We start from the raw sequence: 21,975 nt of genomic DNA, 5'->3' as shown, positions 1-21,975 counted from the left end.
CGGGAGGTACACGAAGTGAGTGCGAGACTCGAGTTCGGCGAAGTCGAGCCCCTGCTTCTGCCAGGGGTTTCTGCGGAGCTACCGGCCGTCGGCGAGGTGCCCGCGACGCGGTGGGAGGACCCGGCGAGCTACGCCGTCGCGCTGCGTTGGTGGCGTTCCTGCCGTGGGTGCCGCGCGGTGAGCCGGTCGATCTTCGATGCCCTGCTACATCAACGGCAGTGCCGGACCGGACGGGACCCCGGCTGGCCGGTCGAGGACGCGGACGACGCCCGGTGAGCACCGGCAACTCCGGTGCCGGGGATCGCGACATGCGGCCGCGCATTGTGACGGCACAGACGACGTTTCAGGCCGAACTCGGGCGCAACTTGCGCATGACTCGGGCGATGGCCCACCTCACCCGCGAGAACGTGTCCGAACGCATGGTGAGCCGGCCGTCTGTCGGCACGATCAGCGCTTGGGAAGCGGGCACGCGACAGATCCCGATCGACCGGTTGATGGATTTCTGCCACGTGGTCGGCCGGCCGGTGGAGTCGGTGTGGCCGGTGGACGGCCGACGGACACAGGTGATTCGCGCCCCACGCCTGCGGCAGCTCGACGATCCGCCGCTGAAGCCGCTCGCAGCCTGGGCAAAGACTTACGGCAACGAATTGATCCGGCTCACGCCCGATGCCATCGAAGCCGCGGCGGCACTGTGCAAGGTGCCGCCGGACTGGCTTCGACAACGGTTGCTGCGACTCCAGCGCTTCTGACCGCCCACCCCTGCCGAAATGTCAGTCCGGTTCGATGGGGGTGGCGGCGACCCGGAAGTGACGCACCGTGTTCTCGATGGCCTCGATGATCTCGGCGCTGGTCGACCCGCGGAAGCGGAATCGGCCGCCGACGTGTTCGTAGAAGGCGGCGGCGTTCGGCAGGATCTCCCCGACCTCCAGCACGCGTTCGGCGTACGGCCCGGGCGTCAGGCCCAGCACCGGCGTGGACTCGGTGATCAGGCACGGGCGCTTCGCCGGCGCGGCCACCAGCATCCAGCCCGCCAGGTCCTTGTCCTCCAGCGCGTCGGTCACCTGCGGCACCAGGCCCAGCTGCAACTCGAACGCCGCCCGCATCAGGTCGTAGCCGTGCACGTCCCGCCACAGGAACGGGATCTCCGCGCCACCGACCCGCGCGCCGACCTCCAGGAACTGCACCTCGAACCCGCCGTCGGCCGCCGGGGCGACGAAGACCTCCAGGTGGAACGCCGTCGGCTCGTCGGTCAGCGCGGAGATGAACTGCGCCGTCGCGTTGCCGACCGCCTTGAGGCGTTCCGGGTCGTCGTCCTCCACCGAGCCGAGCACCCCACCGCCGCGGAAGGTCAGGCAGGTGTTCAGGTACTCCGCCGAACTCCACCGGCGGACCTCGACCCCGTCGAAGTAACCGTCCACGTGGAACACCGTGTGGTCGACGAACTTCTGCACCATGCGCGAGTCGTCCAGGTCCAAAGTGGCCAGGTGCTCGGCGTCCTGGACGATGACCACGCCCGCGCTGCTGCTCTCGCTCCGCGGCTTCACGATCACCGGCCACCCGTGCTCCTCGGCGAACCCGAGCACCTGCTCGGCGGTCGCGGCCGGGCCGAACGCGGGCAGCGGCAACCCGGCGTCCCGGATCACCCCGCACATCACCAGCTTGTCGCGGAACGGCACGAACGCCGACACCCGCGGGCCGGGGCAGCCGAACTCCTCGCGCAGGGCCGCGCCCACCTCGAGGTCGTCCTCCTTGAGCGCGACGATCCCGGCCGGCTTCCCGAACCGGGCCGCCAGCTCGACCACCTTCGCGCGCACCTCGTCGATGTCGTCGGTGTTCACCACGAGCGCGGTGGCCGCGGCACCCTCCGGAACGCCCAATACCCCGACATCGGTGGTGATGTAGGTCACGTTGTTCTCGGAATGGTCGAGGTACTCCGCGTATTCGGCGTATTGCTCCCGCCACCGGTGGATGATCGTGATGTGCCGTTTCATCGAATCCCCTGGGGCTCGCGCAGACATTTTCCACCCCAGGGTAGTTCGTTTTTCACATCGCTTTCAATCGCGATCGAGCCGTTTCCCAGCAGTTCTCGAGCCGCGCGGCTTTCCCGGCGAATTCACCGGGAAAGCCGCGCAACAATGAACAATCAGCAGTTCGAAGGTGCGCTAGCACCGGCGAACCGGTCGGTGATCCACTGGTGCGCGTCACCGTTCCCGGCGAAGATGCCGGTCAGGTGTTCGGCCAGGTAGGTGTTCCACTGCACCTTGACGCCCTTGCCGCAGTAGGTCTTGTGCAGCGCGTCGGCCTGCGGCGTGTTCACGATCTCGTCCGCCACCGCGTGGTACTGGAACACCGGCACCTTCGGCGGGTTGGCGCCGAGCTTGTTCTGCGCCAGCCGCGCCTGCCACTGCGGGGTGTTCAGCGGATTGCTGGTGGTGTAGTCGCTGATCTTCTTGAACGGGTAGTTCGCCAGCAGTTCCACCACGCACGCGTTCTCCTTGGCCTCCTGCAGTTCCGTGCGGCCGGTGTCGTTCAGGTACGAATCCAGCTTCAGGTCGGCGTACGCCGTATCGAGACCGACCGCGGCGAAGGCGAGGAAGCCGAAGCCGAGGTACCCGTCGAGTCCCTTCGCCACCTCGTTCAGGTCGGCGGGCACACCACCGGCCGCCACCCCGACCAGGTTCAGCTCCGGTGCGTACGACGGCTGCTTCTCCGCCGCCCACATCGCGGCGCCGCCGCCCTGCGAGTAACCCTGGAAGACCACCTTCGACGTCTTCGACAGCTTCGCCGCGTCGAGGTTCTGCGCCGCCCGTACCGAGTCGATCAGCGCCGGGCCCATCGACTGGCCGACGATGTAGGTCGGGACGGTGTCCTTCGAGTAACCCTCGTAGTCGGTGACCGCCACCGCGTACCCGGCGCTCAGCGAGTCGTTGATCGCGGGCTGGTCGTACAGCGTGCCGCGGGAGATCGCCTTCGACGGCGTGCACTTGAACGCCGGGCCCTGGGTGCCGACGCCGAAGCCGACGATCGGCGCCTTGGCCGGGTCGACGCCCTTGGGCACCAGCACCGTGCCGGTCACCGCGTTCGGCTTGCCCAGCGCGTTGACCGAGAGGTACATGACCTCCCAGGCGTTCGCGTTGAGCGTGTTCAGCCCGGGTATCGATGGCCGCCACCGGATCACGTCACCCGGTTTGCCCGCGGGCAGGGTCGACGGTGGGGTGTAGAAGGAGTCGTCGAACGGGCCGGGCAACCCGGCGGCGGCGGCCTCCGGGGCGGCGGGTTCGACGGCCGAGGAAACCGTGCTGGTCACCGAAAGTGCCAGCAGGGCGGTGAGCGCGCAGGCGCCCGCCCGCAGCACTCGGCCGATTCTGTGCTTGCTCAAGGAATTCCTCCAAAATAGACGGACGGTCAGGCGGGCAGCCCGAGTGCGGGTGCCAGCACCGGCCAGGAGTTGTGCAGCGCGCGTTCCCAGTACGGCCAGCTGTGCGTGCCGTCGCCGTAGTAGTCGACCGTGGCGGGGATCCCCCGCGACTTGAGCCGATCGGTGAAGCTGCGCGACGTCAGCTCGGCCGCCGGTTCCAGCACGTCGCTCTGCCCCGGCGGATCGAGCGGTCCGGTGCGGCCGTTGCCGCACGAGATGTACAGCGCGGTCCCGCGCAGGTCGTCGACGTGGTCGAAGGGGTTGCGGTCGGACCAGGTGAAGATGTTGGTGATCTCGTGGCCCCAGAGGTCGAACCAGTTGTAGAAGCCCTCGCGGACCAGGATTCCCTTGATCACCGCCGGCGTGCCGGGGAACAGCGTGTTCGGCATCCCGCTGTAGGAGGCGGCGGCGCCGAACATCCCCTTGTGCCGGAAGGCGTACGCCATCGCGCCGTAACCGCCGATGGACACCCCGGCGACCGCGCGCTGGGTGCCGCCGCGGTACCCGCGCTCGACCAGCTGGCGCACCTCCAGCGTGTGGAAGGTCTCCCAGTCCGGAGTGGACTTCAGCCCGAGGTTCCACCACTTGGTGTACATGCCCGCCTTGCCGTCGGTGGGCATCACCACGATGGTGTCCTTGTCCGCGGTGAACTGCTCGACGTCGGTGAACTGGTCCCAGGAGCGGTAGTCCGCCGGTTCGCAGCAGCCGTGCAGGAGGTACAGCGTCGGCCAGGTGCGGTTCGGCTCGGCCGCCCACTTCGACGGCAGCAGCAGGCGGACCATCCCGGTGCCGGCCAGCGAGGGCGAGCTGATCTCGATGTCCACCGTGCGCGCGTCGACGTGGGTCTCCTTGACGATCTTCGCGCCGTTGTCCGCGGTCACCGGCGGGACCGCGGTGGCCGCCGGCACCGGGATGACCAGTGCCACCAGCAGGGGTAGTGCCAGCAGCCAGCGTCTTTTCATCCGTCCTCCATTCGCTAAAGCGGGATGTTGCCGTGCTTCTTGGCGGGCAGGACCTGCCGTTTGCCGCGCAGCAGGCGGAACGCCCTGGCCACCTGGAGGCGGGTCTGCGACGGCGGGATCACCAGGTCCACGTAACCGCGGTCGGCCGCGGTGTACGGGCCGCCGTGGCATTCCCGGTATTCGTCGACGAACCGCCGTTCGGCCGATGTCCTTTCCGGACCGTCGAGCCCGGCCAGCTCCCGACGCCGCAGCACGCGCACCGCGCCCTCGGCCCCCATCACCGCGATTTCCGCGGTGGGCCAGGCGATGTTCACGTCGGCGCCGACGTGCTTCGACCCCATGACCGCGTACCCGCCGCCGTAGGCCTTGCGGGTCACCACGGTCACTTTCGGCACGGTGGCTTCCGAGTAGGCGTAGATCAGCTTGGCGCCGCGGCGGATGATCCCGTGGCGCTCCTGGTCGACGCCCGGCAGATAACCGGGAACGTCGGCGAGGGTGAGGATCGGGATGCCGAACGCGTCGCAGAACCGGACGAACCTGGCCGCCTTCTCCGACGCGTCGATGTCGATCACGCCCGCCTGGCGCGCGGGCTGGTTGGCGACCACTCCGATCGTGTGCCCCTCGATCCTGGCGAACGCGCAGATCATGTTCGGCGCGAACCCGGCGTGGATCTCCAGGAAGTCACCGTCGTCCGCGATGCGCGCGATCACCTCGGTCATGTCGTAGGACTGGTTGATCGAATCGGGGATCACGCGGTCGAGTTCGAGGTCGGACGGCGTCAGCCCGGCCGCCGTCTCGTCGGCGAACTCCGGCGGACCGTCCACATTGTTCGACGGCAGGTAGCCGAGCAGGGTCCGCACGAAGTCGACCGCGTCCTCCTCGTCGACCGCCCGGTGGTGCGCGTTGCCGGAGACCTCGCTGTTGGTCGCCGAGCCGCCGAGTTCCTCGGTGCTCACCCGTTCCCCGGTGACCGCGTGCACCACGTCCGGTCCGGTGACGAACATGTGCGAGGTGCGGTCGACCATCACGGTGAAGTCGGTGATCGCCGGCGAGTAGACCGCGCCACCGGCACACGGGCCCATGATCATCGAGATCTGCGGGATCACCCCGGAGGCCAAGGCGTTGCGGCGCCCCAGTTCCGCGTAGTGCGCGAGCGAGACCACGCCCTCCTGGATCCGCGCGCCACCCGAATCGTTGATGCCGATCACCGGGCAGCCGATGGTCATCGCCAGGTCCATCACCTTCAGCACCTTCTCGCCGAAGACCTCGCCCATGCTGCCGCCGAACACGGTGAAGTCCTGCGAGAACAGGCACACCTGGCGGCCGTCGATGGTGGCGTGCCCGGTCACCACGCCGTCGCCGTACGGCCGGTTCGCCTCCATGCCGAAGTCCGTGCAGCGGTGCCGGGCGAACTGGTCCAGCTCCACAAAGGACTCCGGATCCACCAGCAGCTCGACCCGTTCGCGGGCGGTGAGCTTTCCCTTGGCGTGCTGGCGGTCGACGGCGCGCTTCTCGGCGATGCGCTCGACCTCGTCGCGCCGGTCGGCGAGCTCGGCTATGCGGTAGGCGGTCGAGTGGTGGCCGCGGTCGGCGTGGTCCATGCCGTACTCCCTCCGTTCAGCAACCGGTTCAGCCGCCCGGCGATCACCTCGACGTTCGGCGGGTCGATCAGCGACAGGTGGTCGCCGGGCACCCGGACCACCTCCAGCGCCGCGCACAGCTCGTCCCAGCCCAGCGCGTCGTCGGTGCGCAGGTACCGCGGGTCGAGCGTGGTGGTCAGCGGGTGCGGTTCCTGGGCGCGGAACAGCACCACCCGGCCGGGATAGGGACGCGGCCGGTAGCGCTCGGCCACCCGGGCGTCCAAATAGGACGTGTACTGGTGGTGCAGCACGCCCTGGCCGAGCCCGGGCACCTTGCTGGCCAGCCGGTCCATCACCGCCCGGATCTGCGCCCGCTCGTCCAGTCCGCCCAGCTCCAGCCCGTTCAGGTCCAGCTCGGCGCCGTAGGTCTGCTCGATGTGCTCGGCGAACCGGCCGAACCGTTCGAGCAGCAGGTCCGCCGAGGACCGGCCCGGCGCGGGCAGCGGCAGGATCGAGTCGATCAGGAACACCAGGTCGACCTCCTCGCCGGCGGCGGCGAGCTGCTGCGCGGTCTCATAGGCGAGGCAGCCGCCGAACGACCAGCCACCCAGCCGGTACGGGCCGGTCGGCTGGACCTCGCGGACCAGCTCGGCGTAGCAGGCGGCCTTGTCCTCCAGGTCTTCGAGATCGTCGAGCCGTTCGAAGCCGTACGCGGGCTGGCCGTCGGTCAGCCGGTCGACCAGCGCGCGGTAGACACTGGTCGGACCACCGGCGGGGTGGAACAGGAACACCGGGTCGGTCGCGACGCCGTCCCGCAGCAACCGGATCGGGCCACCGCCGTGCCCTTCGATCTCGGCCCGCAGGAGGTCGGCCATCGCGGCGATGGTCGGCGCGGCGAACAACGTCCGCTCGTCGGGGACCGCGCTCAGTTCCTCCGAGATGGCCGCGCGCAACCGCTCTGCCCGCTCGGCGTCCCCGCCGACCAGGAAGAAGTCCTCGTAGACCCCGGGTTCACGACCGGCCAGCACCTCACGCCAGACCCGCGCCACCCACCGCTCGGCCGGATCACGTGGTCCGACCACAGTGGACACGACCGCCGGCAGTTCGCCGCCGAACCCGGCGGCCTCGGCCAGGTGCGCGGCCACTTCGGCCAGTGAGGCACCACGCAGCAGCAACGGCATCGGCAGGGACAGCCCGAAGTCGCGTTCCACCGCACCCCGCGCCCGCATCGCCAGCAGCGAGTCGAGGCCGAGCTGGGTCAGCGGGCAGTGGCGGTCGATCTGCTCGGGTTCGAAGCCCATCAGCCCGGCGACGATCGCCACCAGGTGGTCGGCCAGCGCCGCCCGCGCTGCCGCCGGTTCGGCCGACCGCAACGCGGCCATGCCGTCCCAGCTCACCTCGGACGTGACCTCATCCGGTGCCAGCAACGCGAAGAACGTGCGCGCGGTGAGCTGCGGGAAGAGGTTCAGCACGGTCGTGGTGTCGAGGCGCGCCACACCGGTCGCGGCCCGGCCGTCGGCCAGCACCGCCTCCAGCGCTTCGAGGCCCTCGTCCGGGCTGAGCGGTTCGAGCACCGGGTTCTTCGTCCCGGCCGCCGCGCCGATGTCGCCCCAGGCACCCCAGTTGATCGTGGTCGCGGGCAGCCCGTTCGCGCGCCGCCACTCCACCAGCGAGTCCATCCAGGCGTTCGCTGTCGCGTAGGCGGCCTGGCCGGGCGAGCCGAGCAGGGAGGCGGCCGAGGAGTAGACGAGCCACCAGTCCAGCTCGTGCCCCATCGTCGCCTCGTGGAGCTGCCACGCGCCGTGCGCCTTGGGCCACCACGCCCGCCGCACCTGCTCGGCGGTCAGCTTCATCGCGGCGCCGTCGGCGAGCACGCCGGCCGCGTGCAGCACCCCGCGCAACGGCAGGCCGTCCCTGGTCGCGGCCTCGACCAGGCGCGCGGCCACCCCGGGTTCGGCGATGTCCCCGGCGACCACCTCGACCCCGGGCATCGGCGCCTCACCACCCCGGCGGCTGGACAGCACCACGTGGTCGGCACCCCGGTCGAGCAGCCAGCGCGCGGCGTGCAGGCCCAGCCCGCCGAGGCCACCGGTGATCACGTAGGCACCGTCGCGAACCGCGGGCGCACCGGGGGTCAGCGTCGGCCGGGCCAGCCGTCGCACGTACCGGACACCTTCGCGCCAGGCGACTTCGTCGGCCGGGGAGTCGGCGCGGATCTCGTCGTGCAGTTCGGTGACCCACAACCGCGCGGGATCGGGCTCGGCGTCGAAGTCGAGCAGGGTCGCGCGGAGCTCGGGGTGTTCGAAGGCGAGCACCCGGACCAGGCCGCGGAGAGCCGCGATGCCGGGACAGCCCGCCTCACCGGGTTCGATCACCGCGCTGCCGGAGCCGATCAGCCACAGGCGCGGCGGGTCGGCCAACTCGGCGAGTTCGGCGACCACGGCTCCGGTGGCCAGCACGAACCGTTCGCCGTCCTCCGGCTCCATCGTGCCGTGCCCGACCATGTAGAGCACCGCGTCCACTTCGGACTTGTCCCGCAGGAAGGCGGCCAGGCCCTCGGTTTCGCGGCGCACCAGGAGGTCGTCGCCCCGGCCGGACACCGCGTCGCGGAAGGCGGCCAGTTCCGGCTCGGCCAGTTCCCCGAGCACCAGCCAGGTCCGGCCGCCCGGCTCTTCGGCAGGCAGTTCGGCCTGTTCCCAGCGCGCCTCGAAAACCTTGCCGGACAGCGGGACCGGCAACGAGGACCGCTGGAACCGCCGGACGTAGACCTCGTTGATCGCCACCACGACCGCACCCGACGCGTCGAGCAGCCGCACCGAGCCGACCAGCCCGTCGTCCTCGATCGACTCGATCACCGCCTGCACCCGGGCGCCGTGCCGCGGATCGCCGTGCAAGCTGGCCGATCCGAGGGAAAGCGGCAGGTAGATGCCTTCCGCCTGGTCGAGATCGGCGGCCGCGGCGAGGGCGTGCAGGCAGGCGTCGGCCAGCGCGGGGTGCAGCACGAACTGTGGTTCCACCGGCGGTGAGATCGAGGCCGTGGCCCGGCCGGGCGCGGCGGACACCTCGCGCAGGCCCCGGAAGGCGGGTCCGTAGCTCTGCCCGATCGCGTCGAGCGCCCGGTACAGGTCGAACGGCTCGCCGTCTTCGGCGCCGGGCAGCGGTTCGGCCGGTTCCTCACCGGTGCGGATCTTCGCGGTGGCGTGCCGGATCCACTCGCCGGTCGCCGACTTCGCGTGGACCTCCACGCGACCGGCGGCGAAGGTGGTGGTCACCTCGGTCCGCGCGGACAACGGCAGCAGCTTCAACAGCTCCAGCTCGGTGACCACCACCGCGTCCGACTTGAGCGCGGTGCGCGCGGCGGCCAGCGCCAGTTCGAGGTAGCCGGTGCCGGGGAACACGGGCACGCCCAGCGCCGCGTGGTCCACCAGCCACGGGTGCGCGTCGGTGCCGACTTCACCGCGCCACACGTGCCTGCCGTCGTCCGGCAGTTCGACGTGCGTGCCGAGCAGCGGGTGCGCGCCCGACTGCCCCGGGCGGCGCACCGGCCAGAACCGCTGGTGCCGCCAGCGCGGGCCGGGCAGTTCGACGGGTGTTGCCTTGGTGCATCGCGATTCCAGCACACCGGGCACGCCGAGCACGTGCAGGCGGGCCAGCGAGGTGAGGAACGTAGTGCGCTCGCCGGCGGTCCGGTTCGAACTGCCGAGGCCGGTCGCGCGACCGGCGGCGGTCTGCTCGATCGCGGCCAGTGCCACCGGGTGCGGGGAGATCTCCAGGAACAACGTGTGCCCGTCGACCATCGCCGCGTCGAGTGCCTGGGTGAACCGCACCGGCCGCCGCAGGTTCGCGGCCCAGTACTCGACGTCGAAGTCGGGTTCCTCGCGGGCGTCGTCGAGCACGCTGGTGTAGCAGGCGATCTCGGGGACGCGCGGGTGCAGCGGACCGAGTTCGGCGCGGAACCGCCCGAGCAGCCCGTCCACCGCCGACGAGTGCCCGGCACCGGCCACCTTCAGCGGTTTCGCCAGCCTGCCGAGGCTTTCCACGTGCGCCACCAGCGCCGCCACCTGGTCGGCGTCCCCGCTGACCGTGCACTGCGTCGGTGAGGCGTAGACGGCGACGGTGATGCCGGGGAAGTTCGCCTCCAAATCGGACAGTTCGGCCGGGGACAGTTCGACCACGGCCATCGCGCCGGTGCTGTCCATCGTCTCCAGCAGCCGCGACCGGATCGCCATCACGCGCACCCCGTCGGCGACCTCCAGCGCGCCGGCCACCACCGACGCGGCGACCTCGCCCATCGAATGCCCGAGCACGGCAGCGGGTTCCACCCCGTGCGACCGCCAGAGCGCGGCCAGCGCGAGCTGTGTGCCGAGCAGTGCGAGCTGGATGCCCGCGAGGCCCTCGGGTTCCCCTTCGAGGGCACCACGCAACGAGAACCCGGCCTCGTTGAGGAAAATCGGCTCCAGTTCGTCGATCTTGTCGCGGAAGGCGGGTTCGGTCGCGAGCAGTTCGCGGCCCATCCCCCGCCACTGCGAACCGTAACCGGAGAAGACGAAGACCGGTTCGGGTGGCGTCGGAGCCGCTTCCCCGCTGACCACCTCGGCACCGGGCAAGCCCTTGGCCAGTGCGCGGAGGCCGTCCGCCAGCCGCGCGCGGTCGTCGGCGAGCACCACCGACCGGATCGGCAGGTGCTCGCGTCGACCGGCCAAAGTGGACGCCAGCGCGGCGAGCGGCACGTCCTCCTCGGTGTCCAGCCAGCGAGCCAGGTCCGCGGCACGGGCGCGGACGCCTTCCTTGGTGCGGTCGGAAAGGGCGAACACCCCCGGCCCGTCGCCGGTGCGCTTCGCCGGGAACGCCCCGGCGGGCCACTCCTCCAGCACCACGTGCGCGTTGGTGCCGCCGAAGCCGAACGCCGACACCCCGGCCCTGGCCATGCCGGAGTACCGCGGCCAGCGTTCCGGTTCGCCGACCACCCGCAGGCCGAGGCCGGTGAAGTCGATCTGCGCGTTGGGCGTGCCGAAGTGCAGGCTGGCCGGGAGGCGCCGGTTCCCCAGCGCCAGCACCACTTTGATCAGGCCGACGATGCCCGCCGCGCCCTCCAGGTGGCCGAGGTTGCTCTTCACCGAACCGATCAGCAGCGGCCGCCCCCACTCCCGGCCGCTGCCCAGCACGGTACCCAGCGCCGCCGCCTCGATCGGATCACCGAGCGGGGTGCCGGTGCCGTGCGCCTCCACGTAGTCGACCCCCTCCGGGTCGACGCCGGCCGCCGCGTAGGCGTCGGCGAGCACCATCTCCTGTGCGCGTGGATTGGGCGCCATCAGGCCGTTCGACCGGCCGTCGGAGTTGACCGCGCTGCCCCGGATCACCGCGAGCACCCGGTCTCCCGCCCGGCGCGCTTCGCTCAACCGGCGCAGCACCACGACGCCGCAACCCTCGCCGCGCACGATGCCGTCGGCGTCCCCGGCGAACGGTTTGCAGCGGCCGTCCTCGGCGAGCACACCGGCGCGGTGGAAGTTCGCCGTGATCCCGGGTGACAGCATCAGGCTGACCCCGGCGGCGAGCGCGGTCTCGCTCTCGCCGCGCTGGAGGCTCTGCACCGCCATGTGCACGGCGACCAGCGAAGACGAGCAGGCGGTGTCCACGGTCAGGCTCGGACCGCGCAGGTCGAGCAGGTAGGACAACCGGTTCGCCGCGATGCTCATCGCCGCGCCGGTGCCGGACCAGGCGTCGATGGTGTCGAGATCGCTCATCGTGAGCATGCCGTACTCGCTGGCGGAAACCCCGGTGAACACCCCGGTCCGGGTGCCGCCGAGGGTGCTCGGCGGGATGCCCGCGTGCTCCAGTGCGGACCACGCGACCTCCAGCAGCACGCGCTGCTGCGGGTCCATGGCTTCCGCTTCCCGTGGGGTGATGCCGAAGAAGCCCGCGTCGAACCCGGTGGCGTCGGCGAGGAAACCGCCCCTTTGCGGGATGGCCGCCAGCGCGGCGGGATCGGCGAATGCCTCCCACCGTCCATCCGGGACCGTGCCGATCGCCTCGCGACCACCGTCGAGCAGGCGCCAGAAGTCGGCGGGTGACTCCACCCCGCCGGGCAGCCGGACGCCGATGCCGACCACCGCGATCGGCTCGCCTTCCTCGGCGGGCTTCAGCGGCTGCCGGGTGTTCTGTTCCTCAGTGGACAGTGCTTGGGCGAGACTGGCGATGGTGGAGTGCTCCCACAGCAGGGTGGGCGGCAGGGCGCGACCGAGCAGCCGCCGCAGTTCGCCGGTCAGCGTGATGGTGTCGCGTGAGGACAGTCCGGCTTCGCGCAGCGGGCGGTGGGTGTCGATCTCGCTCGCCGGGCGGCCGAGCAGGGCGGCCACCCGCCCGACCAGCCAGGCGGTCAGCTCGGCGGCGTTCACGACAGCCTCCGGTCGGCGAAGGCACCGTCGAGGTACCGCGCCCGGCAGGAGGACCGGCTGATCTTGCCGCTGGACGTTCGTGGCACCTCACCGGGCGCGAGGAACACCAGGTCGGTCAGCTTCAACCCGTGCCGGGTGGCCACCTCGGCGCGGAGCGCTTCGGTCGCGGCCACCAGGTTAGCTTCGTCCGGCGCCAGGTTCTTCGCGCGTTCCAGCACCACCACGGCGGCCTCCCCCTCGTCGAGCGGTATGGCGAACGCCGCGGCCGAATGCCGCCGCACCGCCGGATGCGCTTCCACGGTCTGCTCGATGTCCTGCGGGTAGTGGTTGCGGCCGTCGACGATCACCAGGTCCTTGCTCCGGCCGGTGACGTAGAGCTCGCCGTCGAAGAGCACCCCGAGGTCGCCGGTGGCCAGCCAGCCGTCGACCCCGTCGAGTGGGAGCCCGAAGACGCCTGCGGAGGCTTGGGGATTGCGCCAGTAACCCCGGCCGACGTTCTCCCCGCGCACCCAGATCTCGCCGACCGTGCCGCCGGGCACGGCCTTGCGCTTCTCCGGGTCGACGATCCTCAACTGCTGGCCGGCGGCGTACCCGCAGGAGACCAAAGTGGACGATTTGTGCTTCCCCGCCGGAACCGCCGCGCCGGCGGCGAGCCGGTCGCGGTCGAAGTCGACCTGCCGCGGTGGTTCTCCGGCGTCGCTGACCGAGACCAGCACGGTCGCCTCGGCGAGTCCGTACGAGGCCCGGTGCACGGCCGGGTCGAGCCCGCACTCGCCGAACGCGTTCTGGAACTGCGCGATCGTCGACGGGAGCACGGGCTCGCTCCCGTTGATCAACGACACCACGCGGCTGAGTTCGAGGTAGCTCTTGTCGCGCTCCGAAACGCGTGAAGCGGCGTAGCCGTAGGCGAAATTGGGCGCCGCGCTGATCGCGCCGGGGCTCGCCGAAAGCGCGCGGAGCCAGCGGACGGGGTTCTCCAGGAACGCCACCGGGTCCAGCAGGGTGGCGGCCATGCCCACGGCCATCGGCGCGGCGATGCCGAGCACCAGGCCCATGTCGTGGAACAGCGGCAGCCAGCTGACCGTGGTGGTCTGCCCGGTGACCGCGCCGTACGCCGCGCACGCCTGACGCGCGTTCGCGAGCACGTTGCGGTGGCTGAGCATCACCCCGGCCGGACTGCGCGTGGACCCCGAGGTGTACTGGAGGTACGCGAGATCGTCCGGGTCCGGCACCGGCCAGTCGCGTTCGCGGGCCCTGGGCACCAGGTCGACCGCGACCAGGTCCGTCCTCTTCGGATCGACGAACTCGGCGACCTGATCGAGCTGCGGCGCGGTGGTGAGCGCGAGGCGCGGGTCGCAGTCGGCGAGCACCGCGGTCAGCCGCCCGGCGTGCCCCGGCAGGTTCGGCGCGAACAGCGGCACGGCCACCAGCCCCGCGCGGATCGCGCCGAGAAAGGCGACCACGTAGTCGGCCGACTGCTCGACCAGCACCGCCGCGCGGTCACCCGGGGCGGCCAGCTCCAGCGCTCGCGCGGCCACCGCGCTGACCCGGTCGTCCAGCTCGTGCCAGGTCAGGAAGGCGGCGCGGCCGTCCTCGCTGGTGCGGTAGTCCAAAAAGGTCACCGCGATCTCGTCGCCGTGCCTGGCCGCCCAGTGGTGCAGCAGGGTGGCCAGCGTTTCGGTGGTGTCTTGGTCCTGGATTTCCGCGACGGAGGCGGAGGCTGAAGTCGTCATCGTCCCTCGAAATCGTGCCGGGAACAAAAACCGTTTTCTGAAGATAGGAAGGGTGCCGTGGGGTGTCAACGAACCGGAATTCGCCTGCTCACCCCGGCGTGGACAATTTTCGGCCGGCTTGTCACCCGCCGCACAAAACCTCATTCACGGCGGCGGAAGACCGCGAGTGCCAGTGCCGCACCGGCCAGTTCCAGCCCGGCCGCGGTGTACAGCCCGGCGGTGTAACCCGTTGCCAGTGCTGGACCTTCGCCGAGCTGGAGGTGCGTGGCGCGGACCGAGGTCAGCACGACGCCGATCAACGCGACCCCGGCCGCGCCGGACAGTTCCCTGGACGCGGTGAGCAGCCCGGACGCCATTCCGGCGTGTTCACCGGGCACCACTTCGAGCGCGAACGAAGTCAGCGGGGTGGTCAGCGCCGATCCCGCGCCGATCAGCAGCAGCCCGGGAATTCTGGGCGGTATTTCCGGAATGTGGTTGACCAGTGCGACCGCGACCAGGCCGGCCGCCACCCCGGTGAGCCCGACCGCCACCGTCCAGTGTGGACCGAAGCGGGTCACCGACCACGGCACCGCCGGGGTGGCGGCCATGATCGCCAGTGCCACCAGCACCAGTGGCAGGCCCGCCAGCAACGGGGTCAGGCCGAGTGATTCCTGGTGCAGCAACGGGGTGAAGAAGAAGACGCCGGACACCCCGAGGCCCCAGAGGATCTGTACCAGGAGTCCGCTGACGAACACCCGTTGCCAGAAGGCCTGGAACATCGGCCGGAGGTGGATCCGCCCGCCGCGATGTCGTCGTCCGCCCGCGGTGGCCGGGACGAGCAGCGCGATCGCGGCCACGAAGGGGAGGTTGCTGAAGAAGATCCAGCCCCAGTGCAGGTATTCGCTGAGCAGCCCGCCGACGGTCGGGCCGACCGCGAGCGCGACGGCCAGGCTCGCGGTCCAGAGCGTGGCGCCGACCGCGCGCTGGCGGCTGTTCAGGTTGGTGCGCAACAGGCTCAGGAGGCCGGGGACCATGAACGCCGCGGCCGTGCCCTGGAGCACGCGGGCGCCGATGAGCACCCAGCCGGTGGTGGCGAACCCGCCGGCCACCGCGCCGATGCCGAACCCGATCAACCCGCCGACGAGCGTGCGGGCCTGCCCCAGGCGGTCCACCAGCAGGCCCGCGACCAGCAACAACGCGGCGAACGGCAGCATGTAGCCGATGCTGACCCACTGGAGTTCGCCGAGGCCGAGGCCGAGCTCGCGAGCCATCGACGGCACCCCGGCCGCGACGATGTTGTTGTCCAGGCTGGTGACGAACCCGCCCAGCGCGATCACCACCAGCGTGGGGACCACCGCACGACCCGATACCGCAACGTCCTGAAGAATTTCCTCGGCCGGGTCCGCACCACCGTCCTGGCCGGTGCCGTCGCGGACCTCCTCATGTGCGTTCCGGTCGATGTTCTGACCGGGGTTCCGGCTGGCCACCGCACCCGCCTCCGCTCAGTCGCCGAGGGCCTGTTCGTCTTCGGAGCGGAATTCCTCCTCCAGTCGCTCCGGGCTGTAGTCGAGGTCAATTCGGTCCACCGGCATGCCACGTGCTGCCTCGATCGCCCGCAACCGCCGCATCGCGTGCCCGGCCGCGTAGTCCATGACCCCGTCGAGCCGCAACTCGAAGGGATCGCCGTCGAACTGCCGCGTGGTCCACTCGATCTGCGCGATCGCATGGGGCAGCAGCGCTTGCATCTGCTCGGTCACCACGTCCCAGTTCCGGTCGTCCGCGGCGACGTGGCGTCTGCAGGTGAAGGTGCCCCAGGCCATGTGGCGACGCTCGTCGTCGCCGATGTGGCGGATGAGCTGCTGCATCCCGGGCAGGATGCCGTGCGCCCGGCACGCCCGGTTCCAGACGAAGTACCCGGTCAGCGCCAGCACGCCCTCGACGACGTGGTTGTAGACCACCGAAGCGCGCACCTGGTTCTCCGGACTCGGATCGTCGGTCAACCGCCCGAGCGCGGTGGGCAGCTCGTCGTAGAAGATCGCCCGGTAGCCGGGGTTGTTCTCGACGTGGCTGTGCAGGTCCTCGGTCACCCCGACGGCGTCCAGCCAGAGCCGGAACACCTGGGTGTGCTTGGCTTCCTCCAGGCAGAACTGGGTCAGGTACAGCTCGTCGCCGAACCGGCCTTCGGCACGCATCGCCGCGATGAACGGCTGGATCTCGTGCGTGACCGACTCCTCGCCGCCCGCGAACTGGGCGCACAACATCGTCGCGACGAAGCGCTGTTCGTCCGACAACGCGGCCCAGTCCTTGGCGTCCTGGTCGAATTCGAGGTCACGCGGGTTCCAGAACTTCGCGTTGCCCTTGTCGAACAACCGCAGCGGCAGCGCGTCCCAGGTGAGGCCGTCGGCACGCAGTGTGGTGAACGCGGTCATCCCTGCGATCCCTTCGTCGGAATGTCCAACCAGGACGGAGCGGAGAAGGTCAGCGGGCCTTCCTCGGTGGTCCAGTCCAGGAAGAGCGGGTCCTTCGTGTCGGTGACCAGCGCGAGGCGGTGCCCGGCCGGCACGGTGTAGGCGGTCGGCGAGAACTCGAAGTCCATCCTCAGTGGACTGCCGGGCTCGGCGTTCTTCCAGCTGTAGGGCAGGTAGTTGATCAGCCTGCCGACGCCGAACTGGTCCACGTCGTACACGTAGGCGATCACGGTCCCGTTGCGCGCGGACGGCGTGGCGGTGAGCTGCGCGGTCAACGCGCCCCGGATGCGCATCGGCGAGGTCAGCGGTGCCTGCTGCCAGATCGCCGCGTCCCGCTTGCTCACCAGCGGAAGGAAGGCGGTCGGCGGGTCACCGGTCAGCGCTTCGAGGCTGTAGGTGGCCAGCGGCACACCGCCGTTGGCCGGGGTGTCGCGGCCGGTGGTCAGTTCGGCGGGCGCCAGCTCCCACCGTGACGGGCTGCCGACCGCGGCTTCCCAGTTCGGGAAGGTCTCCGGGGCCTGCATACCGGGACGAGCCCTGGTCACGATCGGGTTCTCGCGGGTGATCGAGTCGTCGGTGCCCGCCACGTGGGCGTCGAACCAGCGGTACACCGAGTTCCAGGTTTCGCTGGGCAGGCCGAGCAGCCCGCCGGATTCCGCGGAAGCGTGGTCACCGGGCAGGAATTCCGCCCGTTTCGCGCCGGTCAGGTTCTGGTGCAGCTCGACCATTTGATCCGGCGGGAATACCGTTTCGCTCCACGTCTGAATCGTCAGCACGGCCGGGTGGTTGGCATTGATCCGGTCCAGGTGCGTGCTCGGCGATCTCGGTTTCGACCATTCGATGATCGCCGCCGAATCGGCGTCCGAGAGGTGCGGGGTGAGGAACTTCGTCAGCATGGTGTCGGTTTCCGGGCTGAGTTCGCCGTTGGCCTTTCCGGACAGGTAGAGCACCAGTCCGGCCAGCCCGTGCCGCGTCTCGTTCTGCGACAGCGACTCGGCCAGGTCCGACCAGCCGCTGAGCGAAGCGACCGCCTTGATCCGGGCGTCGGCGCCGGCCGCGATCAAGCCGATCCCGGCGCCGTAGGACACCCCGCCGACGCCGATCCGCGCCGGGTCGGCGTCGGTGTTCGCCAGCGTCCAGTCGAGCACCGTGGACACGTCCGCGATGTCGGCCGCACCCGCGACCTCGACCTGACCACCGGATTCACCGAATCCCCGCGCGCCATAGGCCACCACCACGTACCCGCGGTCGGCCAGGTTCTTGGCCGGGACGACGTTCTGCGTCGAACCGCCGCCCCACGCGCTGATCAACACGGCCACCGGGTGCGGCCCCGGGGCTCTCGGCTCCAGCACCATCGCCCCGAGCCCGATGCCGTCGGCGGCGGGCACGGTGACGAACCTGGTGGTGAAGCCCTCGGCGGCGACGGCCGGAGCTGCCACCACGGCGCTCAGCAACACCACCGCGAGCACCCGGTGGACCACCCATTTCGCCCGGCGGATCATGCGCGCGAAAACCTCCTCGCGGAAAGGTGAATATGATTCGCGAAATTCGTCCGGCGGAAAGCGTTCCCGGCCCCGGACCTCGTCGGAGATCGAAAGGTAGCAGTCGGCAATCAGCGCGGAGAAGGTGTGCGTTTCCCACTTGTCATGCGCAGCACAAGTTCTCGGCGGGCCTTGCTCACCCCGGCGCAGCCGACCACCCAGCGCAACTACCGCACCCCCGAAAGGGTGGCGTTTGGCAAAAACGGACAAAGATCATTGCCGCCGCACTCCGGCGCTGACAAGTTCTCGTGAGGCATCGGACACAAGGGTTGCCAGAACTGTTCTGACCGTGAGTGCATACTCCGGGCGCGGTACGTGATCAGCGTGGAAACTACTGCGAGCACAAAGGGGGCAAGATGCACCCGGCAAGCGACAATGCGCTGCGGCAGCAGGTCCCGGCGGTGCCGGAGAGCCAGACCAGCCATTCGCAGAGCCTCTGGTATTCGCTCCCCGGCGAGGTGGCCAGGCGGTTCCGGCCGCACGCGGACCAGCTGGCGGGCACCATTCTGGAGGAGATCCAGCGCGCGGTGCCCGAGTACGCCCAGCCGCTGGAGGGCCAGTTCGGCAAGGTGATCACGCTCGGTATCGAGCGCGCGGTGCTGAACTGCATCGACAGCATCGAAGGCCGGGGCACCGCGCAGCAGAAGTGGGACGACCTGTTCCGCGGCATCGGCCGCCGGGTGTACAACGACGGGCGCAGCCTGGATTCGCTGCAGTCGGCCTACCGCGTCGGCGGCCGGGCGGCGTGGCGGTACGTGTCGGCGTTCGGCCAGAAGCTACGCCTGCCCGCCTCCATGCTCTGCGTCGGCGCGGAGGCGATTTTCGCTTTCGTGGACGAGATTTCGGCTTACTCGGTCGAGGGCTACACCATGGCGCAGGCCCGCGCGGCGGGCACTTTGGAGCGGCGGCGGCAACGGCTGCTGGAGCGAATCCTCGCCACCCCAACGTCCTCGGCGCAGACGATCGCCGCGATGGCGGCCGCGGCGGAGTGGCCGGTCCCGGAGTCGGTCACCCTGGTGGCGCTGGAGGCCCGGATCGACCGGCCGCACACGCCGGCCGTGCACGCGGACGTGTTGCTGGACCTGGAAGGCACGCAGCCGTACCTGCTCACCCCGGACCCGAAGCGCGACCTGGCCACCCTGGAGTCCGAATTGGAGGGTTGGCGCGCCGCCGCCGGCCCGCACGTCCCCCTGGCCGAGGCGGCGACGTCCCTGCACTGGGCCCGCCGAACCCTGGACCTGGTCCACCGCGCGATCCTGCCCAACGCCCCCATCACGCGCAGCGGTGACCACCTCTCGAAACTCCTCCTGCTCTCGGACGAGTTCCTGTTGCGGCAGTTGAGCAAACGCGCGCTGGCGCCGCTGGCGGGCCTGACGCCGAAGCAGCAGGTCCGCCTGGGAAGCACGCTGCTGGCCTGGCTGGAGTACCGGGGCAGCACCCCGGAGGTGGCCGAGGCCCTGGACATCCACCCGCAAACCGTGCGCTACCGGCTGAACCAACTCACCGAGCTGTTCGGTGACCGCCTGAACACCCCAGAACTCCGCTTCGAAATGCAACTCTCACTGGAAGCCCACCGCCTACTGCACGACAACCCCCTGGAACAGCAATAAGAAGAGCACCGGCAGCCGGGCAACAAACCGCCACCACCCACCCCCATAACCGCGATACCAACCGGCAGCCAGACACGAAACCCAATCACGAGCCCATCCAGTCCTCCCCTCACCCCGGTCGGCAACCAGCCCAAAATCAGCCCTTCAAAAGAGCCCGAGCCATCACCATCTGCTGAATCTGGTTCGTGCCCTCATAGATCTGGGTGATCTCTCGCCCGGATCTTGACCACCTGCCGATCTTGCCCGTAGATGACCTCTGACCAGCGCGGATACTTACCACCAGTTCTCGCCGGTTCTTGCTCCTGCCCGCGCTCCCACGGCCTAGAGACGGCCTGACGCGGGACCGCCCACGCCCCCCATCACCCCGACACGAAGCCCCTACGCGGCCAGTTGCGACGGGTCAAGGCACGCTTTCCCGCCTTGACGCGGCGTGACCGGCCGTTGTCACGATCAGGCTTCGGGGTGATCACCGCATGCTTACTCGCCGTAACGGCCCACGCGCGTCTACCGACTCCGCTTGAACGACGCTCGACAGGGAGGTCCGATGCTCGAAGGCTCACGCGCGCCGCTGGCGGCTGCCGAGCCCGGCCGTACGTTCGGCGGGCGCGCCGACCTGTCGCCGGGCGGAGCGGAGCGGGAGCCCGGTGTGTCGGTATGGATGCGCTCGCCGCGCGCGGACGGCCGGCTCGGGCGACCCGCGCGCCGCCGCTGGCGGCGCGCTCTTGATCCCATAGAGCCAAATTCGGCAGGCGAGCGAGAAGATGGAACCTGCCGACCGCCCGTGCATGTCGAACGATAGCCAGATCAGTTACAGGAGAGAAATTGCGCGACTTATTTCATGGCTATATTCCACTAAAAGAAGACGAACATGCGAGCCTGCTTCAGAACGCCACGATTGTACTGGATACCAATGCACTACTTAACCTTTACAGATACACACCCAAGGCACGACGGGAGCTTCTTACAGGACTGAAGAGCATTTCCCGACGACTTTGGATTCCGCATCAAGTCGCCGATGAATTCCATCGACGTCGCGTAGGCGTGATACGTGAACAGCAAGCTTTCTGCGAGAATCTAGATAAGAACATCAAACAGGTTTCGAGGAGCGCCAGCTCTCACCTAGACAATCTGGGAACGAATCCCTTTGTTGAAATTAAAGCAATCTCGAAAAGAATCTCGGAGTTTTTTGAGATTTTACATAAGGAAGAGGTGGAGCGCTGCCGCACGAGGGCGTCACAATACGCTATCACGCCGCAGAGTGATCCGATACTGAACGAAATAGTAACATTGTATGACCAACGCGTGGGATCTCCGTATTCAGAGAGCGACTGGGAGCTTATTCGCAAGGAGGGTGACGAGCGTTTCAAAAATCAGATCCCTCCCGGATTCAACGACCAGAACAAGGATGGCGATAAAAAGTATGGAGATTTCGTCATATGGAAACAGGTAATTGATTACGCCAAAAATGAGTCGCAAGACATAATTTTTGTCACCGACGATGGCAAAGACGACTGGTGGTGGACCTCTAAGGGTGAACGCCTGGGTCCACACCCTAGCTTACGCGCGGAGTTCTACACGAAAGCCGGACATAGGTTCTACGCCTACCGCGTGCAGAATTTCGTGCAAGCACTCAACGAAGTCCAAAACACGAGCGTATCGCAAGAGACCGTGGAGGAGGTTCGCGAAATAAGCGCCACCCTCGAACGAGGGAGAATGCTAGACAGGCAAGCCGCAGTCAGAAGAAGGAGACTCAACCAGATTCGACAGTCCTACGGCAGCGCACTCAAGCATTTCGAGGAGCAACGAGTCGCCGTCGAAAGATTGAGAGGAAGACTCAATGAAACTTGGCCTGGCAGCTTTTCTGAATTTCGCGACCTTTTGACGCGAGCCGAGTTAGACCATGCCGAGACGACCGCACGAATCGCAACTCTTTCAGCTGAACGTGACAACCTGCGGAAAATCCTGGCATCTACAGATTCCTCTTCCGCCGCCGACAACAATGAATCAAGTCGCGCGTTTGTCGAATTGGAACATTTTGACCACGTCATAAGCCGAAGTATGCACGACCTGGAAAGCTCGCAGCGACTAATCAACGAAGTCAGCGCAATAAGGGATGATTTCGTCGAGCTCCATAAGGCCGAAGAGCGCCTGCAGCGCGCCGAGAGTAGGCTAGTAGAGGTCACCAGCGAACTGACAGCGACGGAGATGGAGTAAAGCTTACCTAAGTTAACCAGTCGACGCACTGCCACGTTTGCAATGAAGTCATGTCGGTGACGACAGCCATGCATC

The 21,975-nt window shown here is 68.9% G+C and carries 13 protein-coding genes; 4 read left to right on the top strand and 9 right to left on the bottom strand.

Annotated features, from left to right (window positions below):
- Nucleotides 1-15 precede the first annotated feature (15 nt).
- The gene (locus JYK18_RS17280; protein WP_206803016.1) at nt 16-276 is read left to right on the top strand and encodes a hypothetical protein; all 261 of its coding nucleotides are present in this window, start codon (nt 16-18) and stop codon (nt 274-276) included.
- Nucleotides 273-749, top strand: a complete 477-nt coding sequence (locus JYK18_RS17275; protein ID WP_206803015.1) for a helix-turn-helix transcriptional regulator — start codon at nt 273-275, stop codon at nt 747-749. The genes JYK18_RS17280 and JYK18_RS17275 overlap by 4 nt, the downstream gene beginning before the upstream one ends.
- Before the next feature lie 21 nt (nt 750-770).
- Here JYK18_RS17275 and JYK18_RS17270 read toward each other — a convergent pair whose 3' ends face one another.
- From JYK18_RS17270 to JYK18_RS17230, 9 genes are all read right to left on the bottom strand, one after another.
- A complete protein-coding gene (locus JYK18_RS17270; RefSeq protein WP_206803014.1) occupies nt 771-1,991 on the bottom strand; it encodes an acetyl-CoA carboxylase biotin carboxylase subunit family protein in 1,221 nt (406 codons plus the stop codon).
- A gap of 152 nt (nt 1,992-2,143) precedes the next feature.
- Complete coding sequence (locus JYK18_RS17265) at nt 2,144-3,379, bottom strand: lipase family protein (RefSeq protein ID WP_242579211.1); 1,236 nt, start codon at nt 3,377-3,379, stop codon at nt 2,144-2,146.
- Nucleotides 3,380-3,405: 26 nt separating this feature from the next.
- The gene (locus JYK18_RS17260) at nt 3,406-4,380 is read right to left on the bottom strand and encodes an alpha/beta hydrolase family protein (protein WP_206803013.1); all 975 of its coding nucleotides are present in this window, start codon (nt 4,378-4,380) and stop codon (nt 3,406-3,408) included.
- 14 nt (nt 4,381-4,394) lie between these two features.
- Nucleotides 4,395-5,981: an acyl-CoA carboxylase subunit beta gene (locus JYK18_RS17255; RefSeq protein WP_206803012.1), complete on the bottom strand. Its 1,587-nt coding sequence runs from the start codon at nt 5,979-5,981 to the stop codon at nt 4,395-4,397.
- Nucleotides 5,936-12,355 carry a beta-ketoacyl synthase N-terminal-like domain-containing protein gene (locus JYK18_RS17250; protein WP_374195026.1) on the bottom strand — a complete coding sequence of 2,140 codons (6,420 nt, stop codon included), beginning with the start codon at nt 12,353-12,355 and terminating at the stop codon, nt 5,936-5,938. The genes JYK18_RS17255 and JYK18_RS17250 overlap by 46 nt, the downstream gene beginning before the upstream one ends.
- A complete protein-coding gene (locus tag JYK18_RS17245) occupies nt 12,352-14,088 on the bottom strand; it encodes a fatty acyl-AMP ligase (RefSeq protein WP_206803011.1) in 1,737 nt (578 codons plus the stop codon). Before JYK18_RS17245 ends, JYK18_RS17250 begins: the two co-directional genes overlap by 4 nt.
- A 140-nt stretch (nt 14,089-14,228) precedes the next feature.
- A complete protein-coding gene (locus JYK18_RS17240; RefSeq protein ID WP_206804290.1) occupies nt 14,229-15,422 on the bottom strand; it encodes an MFS transporter in 1,194 nt (397 codons plus the stop codon).
- Nucleotides 15,423-15,569: 147 nt separating this feature from the next.
- On the bottom strand, nt 15,570-16,496 hold the full coding sequence (locus JYK18_RS17235; RefSeq protein WP_206803010.1) for a R2-like ligand-binding oxidase: 927 nt from the start codon (nt 16,494-16,496) through the stop codon (nt 15,570-15,572).
- Nucleotides 16,493-18,037, bottom strand: coding sequence for a CocE/NonD family hydrolase (locus JYK18_RS17230; RefSeq protein ID WP_206803009.1), 1,545 nt, complete (start codon nt 18,035-18,037; stop codon nt 16,493-16,495). The genes JYK18_RS17235 and JYK18_RS17230 overlap by 4 nt, the downstream gene beginning before the upstream one ends.
- Nucleotides 18,038-18,432: 395 nt before the next feature.
- Between JYK18_RS17230 and JYK18_RS17225 the strand changes: the two genes are divergently transcribed.
- Together JYK18_RS17225 and JYK18_RS17220 are read left to right on the top strand one after the other, a co-directional pair.
- Nucleotides 18,433-19,686 (top strand): helix-turn-helix domain-containing protein, encoded by a 1,254-nt coding sequence (locus tag JYK18_RS17225; RefSeq protein ID WP_206803008.1) that lies wholly within the window; start codon nt 18,433-18,435, stop codon nt 19,684-19,686.
- Nucleotides 19,687-20,508: 822 nt separating this feature from the next.
- The gene (locus tag JYK18_RS17220) at nt 20,509-21,900 is read left to right on the top strand and encodes a PIN domain-containing protein (protein WP_206803007.1); all 1,392 of its coding nucleotides are present in this window, start codon (nt 20,509-20,511) and stop codon (nt 21,898-21,900) included.
- Nucleotides 21,901-21,975: the final 75 nt, after the last annotated feature.

It is taken from the genome of Amycolatopsis sp. 195334CR (genome assembly GCF_017309385.1).
Taxonomy (GTDB): domain Bacteria; phylum Actinomycetota; class Actinomycetes; order Mycobacteriales; family Pseudonocardiaceae; genus Amycolatopsis.
This window is presented reverse-complemented; position numbering and strand designations above follow the sequence as displayed.

Excerpts from the sequence above, each read along its gene's own strand:
- JYK18_RS17270 (WP_206803014.1), bottom strand. The coding sequence starts at position 1,991 with ATGAAACGGCACATCACGATCATCCACCGGTGGCGGGAGCAATACGCC.
- JYK18_RS17260 (WP_206803013.1), bottom strand. The coding sequence starts at position 4,380 with ATGAAAAGACGCTGGCTGCTGGCACTACCCCTGCTGGTGGCACTGGTC.
- JYK18_RS17255 (WP_206803012.1), bottom strand. The coding sequence starts at position 5,981 with ATGGACCACGCCGACCGCGGCCACCACTCGACCGCCTACCGCATAGCC.
- JYK18_RS17245 (WP_206803011.1), bottom strand. The coding sequence starts at position 14,088 with ATGACGACTTCAGCCTCCGCCTCCGTCGCGGAAATCCAGGACCAAGAC.
- JYK18_RS17235 (WP_206803010.1), bottom strand. The coding sequence starts at position 16,496 with ATGACCGCGTTCACCACACTGCGTGCCGACGGCCTCACCTGGGACGCG.
- JYK18_RS17230 (WP_206803009.1), bottom strand. The coding sequence starts at position 18,037 with ATGATCCGCCGGGCGAAATGGGTGGTCCACCGGGTGCTCGCGGTGGTG.
- JYK18_RS17225 (WP_206803008.1), top strand. The coding sequence starts at position 18,433 with ATGCACCCGGCAAGCGACAATGCGCTGCGGCAGCAGGTCCCGGCGGTG.